The 6,340-nt window shown below is 71.0% G+C and carries 6 protein-coding genes and 1 tRNA gene; all 7 read right to left on the bottom strand.

The features are described from left to right. Positions 1-719: 719 nt before the first annotated feature. The 7 genes from EFL26_RS10600 to tmk all read right to left on the bottom strand — a co-directional run bounded on the left by EFL26_RS10600 (position 720) and on the right by tmk (position 6,315). A tRNA-Thr gene (locus EFL26_RS10600) sits at positions 720-795 on the bottom strand. Positions 796-891: 96 nt separating this feature from the next. Next, a complete protein-coding gene (locus tag EFL26_RS24995) occupies positions 892-1,437 on the bottom strand; it encodes a methyl-accepting chemotaxis protein (RefSeq protein WP_425464107.1) in 546 nt (181 codons plus the stop codon). Positions 1,438-1,847: 410 nt separating this feature from the next. Further along, on the bottom strand, positions 1,848-2,384 hold the full coding sequence (locus EFL26_RS10590; RefSeq protein WP_123222864.1) for a PAS domain-containing protein: 537 nt from the start codon (positions 2,382-2,384) through the stop codon (positions 1,848-1,850). 79 nt (positions 2,385-2,463) lie between these two features. Further along, the gene (locus EFL26_RS10585) at positions 2,464-4,104 is read right to left on the bottom strand and encodes an alpha/beta hydrolase (RefSeq protein WP_123222863.1); all 1,641 of its coding nucleotides are present in this window, start codon (positions 4,102-4,104) and stop codon (positions 2,464-2,466) included. A 66-nt stretch (positions 4,105-4,170) separates the two neighbouring features. Beyond that, entirely contained in the window at positions 4,171-4,521 is a 351-nt protein-coding gene (locus EFL26_RS10580) for an HNH endonuclease (protein ID WP_123222862.1), read from the bottom strand. 19 nt (positions 4,522-4,540) lie between these two features. Then, positions 4,541-5,680, bottom strand: coding sequence for a DNA polymerase III subunit delta' (locus EFL26_RS10575; RefSeq protein ID WP_123222861.1), 1,140 nt, complete (start codon positions 5,678-5,680; stop codon positions 4,541-4,543). Further along, positions 5,677-6,315 (bottom strand): dTMP kinase, encoded by a 639-nt coding sequence (gene tmk, locus EFL26_RS10570; protein WP_123222860.1) that lies wholly within the window; start codon positions 6,313-6,315, stop codon positions 5,677-5,679. Before tmk ends, EFL26_RS10575 begins: the two co-directional genes overlap by 4 nt. Positions 6,316-6,340 lie beyond the last annotated feature (25 nt).

Here is a 6,340-nt window from a genome sequence, read left to right as displayed (position 1 = left end):
GCCGCCCTCGAGGCCGAGGTGGCACAGTTGGAACAGCTCGAACAGGAGAACCGGGACCGGATCCGTACCTACCTGACCGACCAGCTCGCCCAGATCACATCGACTCCTGACCCGGACGCTGGAAGCACGTCGACGGCCTGACCACCCACGACCCTTGTGCCGCCCAAGTCGATGGAGCCATGGTCGACAGGTGAGCCAGCCGAAAGCGAGGGCGTGCGCGCGGAAGTCACCAGTGGCGTCGTCTCGCTGGCAGCCTTCATCTGACGCCATGCCGTCGAGCACGTTCGCATCAGAGTCTCTCGGCCTTCCTGCCTGCTGAGACTCTGGCCGTCGAGGTCGGCGTAGGTGACCGTCGCTGTGACCATGCGGTCGTCGGTGTCCCAAGGCGGGCTTGCTCCGACTTCGCGGCCCCACATGCGGCGGTGTGCAGTCGGTTCCCCGCCCGCCCTCGCTACACCGCGACGGCGCAGCACCCAAGTGCGAATCGGCTACTACCTCGCTGCGGACTCGCCCCGCCGGGAGCAGAGATGGGCAGTGAGGAAGGAATGCGGTTTTGCCGGCCGAGCACGCCCAGAGCGGGGGATGGGCCGCCTGAGCCGCTGAACGGCCGTCTGCGCCGCCTTCTCGGGAGTTCTACCGGACTTCCACCGGAGTGCGGCCGGTTCGGTCCCTGAGAATCAGGGCGCCTGTGCGCGTTGTTGCAGGTCAGAGACCTGCCCTGGAGCCGCCTGTCGGAATCGAACCGACGACCTATTCATTACGAGTGAATCGCTCTACCGACTGAGCTAAGGCGGCCAGTGCTGCTGCCGTGCCCAGCGTCGGCGGGGCACGCCGGACGAGTATAGGGCCGAGTCGCGCCGGGGCACGAAACGGGTCCCGAGGGCGTCGGGATCAGGTGCGCATCGCGTGCAGGAAGCCGCTGACCTCGTCGCGCAGGTTGCCGGTGGCGCGGCTGATGCCGACCTCGCCGGCGCCGTCGCCGTCGACCGCGCGGGCCATGTCGGCGACCATCGTGTTCATCTGCTCGACGGTGGTACCCACCTCGACCATCACGGACACGGCGTCCTTGCTGGCGCCCTGGATCATCGCGACCTGGTCACTCACCCGCTGGGTGGCGCTCTGCGTCTGGCTGGCCAGCTCCTTGACCTCGTTGGCCACGACCGCGAAGCCCTTGCCGAGCTCCCCGACACGCGCGGCCTCGATGGTGGCGTTCAGCGCGAGCAGACGGGTCTGGGAGGCGATCTGGTCGATCACCTTCACGACCTCCTCGATCTGCAGCGAGGACTCGGTGAGGGAGTCCACGGTCTCCCGGGCCCGGACCACCTCGTCGCCGGCGCCGCGAGCCGCGCTGGTGAGGCCGGCGGTTGCGTTCGACAGCGTGCTGGAGGAGGCCACGAGCTGCTCGGTGAGCGCGACCACGACGTCCTCGAACCGCATCGCAAGGTTCTGCCGCTCCTCCTCGCTCGCGGTGACGGCGTCCGCAGCCACCTTCATGCCCTCACGGCCGGCGTTGATCGCGTCGACGCCGACCCGGAAGTGGCCGGGCATGCCCTGCTCCAGGAAGCGCCGGTGGTAGCGGCCCTCGCTGGCCGACGTCAGCGAGGCGCCCGCCTCGCGGATGAACGCGTCGGAGAGGTCGAGTACGCGGTTCAGGCTGTGCCGCAGCGCCACCAGCTCGGGGTAGTCGGCGGCCTCGGCCACGAAGAGCGTGCGGGCCTCGAGGTCACCCGTGCCGGCCTTGCGGCAGGTCTCGAGCACCGCGGCCACCATCGCCTTGTACGCCGCGAGCTCGCGGGCCGTCTCCGAGTTCGACGTCAGCTTCCGCCGGGGGACGGTCTGCAGATCGGTCATGCTGCTGCTTCTCCTTGTGAGATGAGCTCCCAGACGAACTCGTCGTAGGTCTGTCCACGGTCCGCGAGGATCCGCTCCAGCAGGGCGCTGGAGGCGTCGGTCGCCGCGCGGGCGTTCGGGTGGCTCTTCTCCTCACGGAGCAGCTGCGCGTAGAGCGGGATGATCTCCCGCAGCGCGGCCCGGCTCGGCGAGCGTCGGTTGGAGTGGTAGCCGATCACGGTGCCGCGCTGGTCCAGGGACGGGGTCACGTGGGCCAGCACCCAGTAGTGCGAGCCGTCGGCCGAGAGGTTCACCACGTAGGCGAAGATCTCCTGCCGCTCCTTGATCGTGTCCCAGAGCAGCCGGAAGATCGCGCGCGGCATCTCGGGGTGCCGGATCACGTTGTGCGGCTTGCCGATCAGCTCCGCGTCGCCGTACCCGCTGATGTCGATGAAGGTGTCGTTGACGTAGGTCAGGTGACCTTTCGGGTCCGTCTTCGACACGATGATGTCCTCAGGTGCGAGCACGCGCTCGACGCCGGTCGGATCGACCATGTTAGTACCTCCGGGGGTATCGCCTCGAGGTTAATGATCGGTCACCGCTCGGAGGACCTGAGGCATACCCGGGTGGTATTCAGCAGTGCAGGTCGGCCTTCGGCACCTTGCCCTGGATCAGCCAGGTCTCGACGGCGTCGTCCACACAGCCGTTGCCCCGCTGGAAGCCCGTGTGACCGTCGCCGTCACGCGTGATCAGGCGGCCCGACTGCAGCTCCCGGGAGAGCGCCTGGGCCCACGCGAGCGGCGTGGCCGGGTCGCGGGTCGTGCCGATCACCACGATCGGCGGCGCACCTGCGGCGTGCAGCGCCACCGTGTGCTGCCCGCTCTGCACCGGCCACTGCGAGCAGGTCGACAGCCCGAACGCGAACGCGCGCCCGAAGGTCGGCGACGCCTGCTGGAACTGGGCGAAGTGGGAGGGCACGTCGGCGGTCTGGATGTAGTCGTCGTGGTCGAGGCAGTTGACCGCGTAGAGCGCCTCCATCGAGTTGTCGGTGTAGCCCGACGGCCCCCGCGAGGTGTAGAGATCGGCCAGGCCGAGGAGCTGCGAGCCGTTGCCGCTCCCGATCGCCTGCTGGAGCGCCGAGGAGAGCTGGCCCCAGTAGTCCTTGATGTAGAGCGGCATCCAGATGCCGAGCATCGCGAGGCCCTCGGTGAGCTGGCGGCTGTCACCCGTGGGAAGGGGCTTCTTCTCGACCTGGGCCAGGAAGGCCTGGATGCGTGCGACGCCGGCGTCGACGGTATTGCCGAGGAAGCAGCGTCCCTGGTCGACACAGTCCCCGACGTAGGCCCGCAGCGCGGTCTCGAAGCCGTGGGCCTGCTGCAGGGAGAGCTGCTCGTTGGTCAGCGCCGGGTCGATGGCGCCGTCGAGCACGAAGCGCCCGACGTGGGTCGGGAACAGGTCGGCGTACGTCGCGCCGAGGAAGGTGCCGTACGACGCACCGAGGTAGTCGAGCTTCGGCTCGCCCAGGGCCGCGCGCAGGATGTCCATGTCGCGGGCGGCCTCCTGGGTGGACATGTGCCGGGCCAGGTCGCCGCTGTGCTGCAGGCACCCCTCGCCGAACCCGTGGATCAGGCTGTCCATCTCGGTGCGCTCAGCGGCCGTGTCGGGGTCGGGATCGAACGCGACGACCGCGTCCAGCTGCTTGGTGTCCAGGCACTTGACCGGCTCGCTCTGTCCCACACCGCGCGGGTCGAATCCGACGATGTCGAAGGCGCGGGAGAGCGCCGTGCCGAACTGAAGCGAGCCCGCCGCGGCATAGCTGACGCCCGACCCGCCGGGGCCGCCCGGGTTGACGACGAGGGCACCGACGCGGGCCGACTTCGAGGACGCCGGGACCTTGAGGACCGCCAGCCGGATGGTCTTGGCGTCCGGGTTGGCGTAGTCGAGCGGCACCGAGAGCAGCGCGCACTGGTCGCGGCCGCAGGCGTGCCAGGCCAGCTTCTGGTGGTAGAAGGACGCCAGGCTCGGGTCCGTGCTCGGCTGCGGCGCGGTCGGGCTGGCACTCGTCGAGGGCGACGAGGCGTCCGCGCTCGGCGTCGGAGCGGTCGTCGGTCCGTCGTCCTGGCCGGAGGCGGCCTTCCACCCCACGAATCCGCCCGCGGCGACCACGAAGACCAGCACGCCCACGAGCACGCCGACCAGCACGGGGTTGCGCCGGGATGGCCCTCCGGCAGCCGGGAGGGAGGGGCCGTCAGGCGGCTCAGGGGTGAACGACATGGACAGAGCCTAGGCACCCGGCGGGCGGACCGGCTGTCGCACCTCCACAGGCGGCCGGTCGCCGCCTCAGCGCCCGCGCGCCGCGAGCTCGGCCCGGACGGCCACGTGCCGCTCGAGGAACGCGCGCTCGTCGAGCCGCCGACGTCGCAGCCAGCCGGTCACCTCGTCGTTGCACTTGCTCGCGTTGCAGGAACCACAGGCCGGGACGATGTTGTCGAGGGTGTACCGGCCGCCGCGCGAGATCGGCAGCACGCAGTCGCGCTGGAGCGGCCGGTCCGACGCGCCGCAGTAGGCGCAGCCGCCCCAGAGCTCCTGCAGCAGGCTCCACTGCGCCGCACTGAGGTCGTGCTCCACGGCCGCCATCCGCCGGCGCCGGCGACGGACGGCGCGAGCACGCCGGCTCCGGTCGACAGCCATGCGCAGAGCGTACGGCGGGCTAGGACTCCGAGCGGACGCGCAACGCCACCATCATCGACTCGAGTGCGAGCATCGGCGGCACGTTGAACTCCAGCATCTGCTCGCGGGCCTCGAAGACCGCGTCGATCCGGCGCAGGTTGTCCTCGGGCGTGGTGGCCTGGGCCAGCCGCTCGACCTCGGGGCGGATCTCCTCGTTGACGACCTCCGACCCGGCCCCGAGCTGGAGGGTCAGCGCGTCGCGGTAGACGGAGACCAGGTCCATGAGGCCGCGGTCGACGACGTCGAGGTGGCGCCGCTTGGCCCGGGTCTTCTGGGACTTCTCCAGGTCGCGCAGCGCCGGGGCGTACTCCCGCGGGCGGCGACCGCGCTCGACCACGCCGTACATGCGGTCGAGCTCGTCCTTCTCGCGGGCGTCGTGGGTGCCCGTGAGGGCATCCGACTCGTCCTTGGCGAGGTCGTGGAGCGTCGCGGCGGCCAGCATGCAGGCGCGCAGGGAGGTCAGGCCGGCGGGGATCCTGACCACCGTGCGGCGGCGCTCGCGCGTGTCCTCGTCGCGCGCGAGGGCCCGGGCGCGGCCGATGTGCCCCTGGCTCGCGCGCGCGGCGTGGAGCGCGATGTCGTCGGGGACCTCGTCGCGGGTGCGCAGGAACGCCGCCACGTCGTCGCTGCTCGGTGTCGCCAGCACCACCAGCCGGGTGCGTGACCGGATCGTCGGCAGCACGTCCTCGACGGTCGGCGCGCAGAGCACCCAGACCGTGCGCGCGTTGGGCTCCTCGACCGCCTTGAGGAGCGCGTTCGCCGCGGGCTCGGTCAGCCGGTCGGCGTCCTCGATCACCATCACCTGGTAGCCCCGGCCGACCGGCGCGAGGGCGGCGGTGCGGACCAGCTCACGGACGTCGTCGACGCCGATCGAGAGCTTCTCGGTGCGGGTGACCCGGACGTCCGGGTGGGAGCCGATCGCCACGTTGTGGCAGGAGTGGCACTGGCCGCAGCCGCCCTGCTCGCACTGGAGGGCGGCCGCGAACGCGATCGCGGCGTTGGAGCGACCGGAGCCCGGGGGTCCGGTGAACAACCACGCGTGCGTCATGTCGCCTGCGACGGCCTGCTGCAGGCGACCGATCACCGATGCCTGGCCGACGAGGTCGTCCCACACGGTCATCGCAGCAGCCCCTCGACCCGCTCGCGGATCTGCGCGGCGAGCGCATCGCGGTCGTCACGGGCGTCGAGGACAAGGTAGTGGTCGGGGTTGGCGGCGGCGAGGGCGAGGAAGCCCTCGCGCGCGCGCCGGTGGAAGTCCAGGCCCTCGGCCTCGATCCGGTCGCGCTCGTCGAAGCGCGCCAACCCGGCGCTCGGCTCGACATCGAGCAGCACGGTGAGGTGCGGCCGCAGGTCGCCGGTCGCCCAGCGGAGCACGCTCTCGAGCTCGGCGGCGTCGATGGCCCGGCCGGTGCCCTGGTAGGCCAGGGAGCTGTCGACGTAGCGGTCGGTGATCACGACGGTGCCCTGCGCCAACGCCGGGGCGACGACCTTCTCGACGTGCTCGGCCTTGTCGGCGGCGTACAGGAGCGCCTCGGTGCGGTCGGCGAGGTGACCGGTGGCCGGGTCGAGGACGATCCGGCGGATATCCCTGCCGACGTGGGTGTCACCCGGCTCGAAGGTCAGCAGCACGTCGTGCCCGCGCGCGACCAGCCAGTCGTTGAGCAGCGCGGCCTGGGTCGACTTGCCGGCACCCTCGCCACCCTCGAAGCAGAGGAAGAGACCGGCGTCGGAGTAGACACCCTGCCCTGTCGCCACGTGGACACCCTAGACGGCCTTCCGG

Source organism: Nocardioides pocheonensis (assembly GCF_003725535.1).
GTDB classification, from domain to species: domain Bacteria; phylum Actinomycetota; class Actinomycetes; order Propionibacteriales; family Nocardioidaceae; genus Marmoricola; species Marmoricola pocheonensis.
Note: the sequence above shows the minus strand (reverse complement) of the source record. Positions and strands in the feature narration are given on the sequence as shown.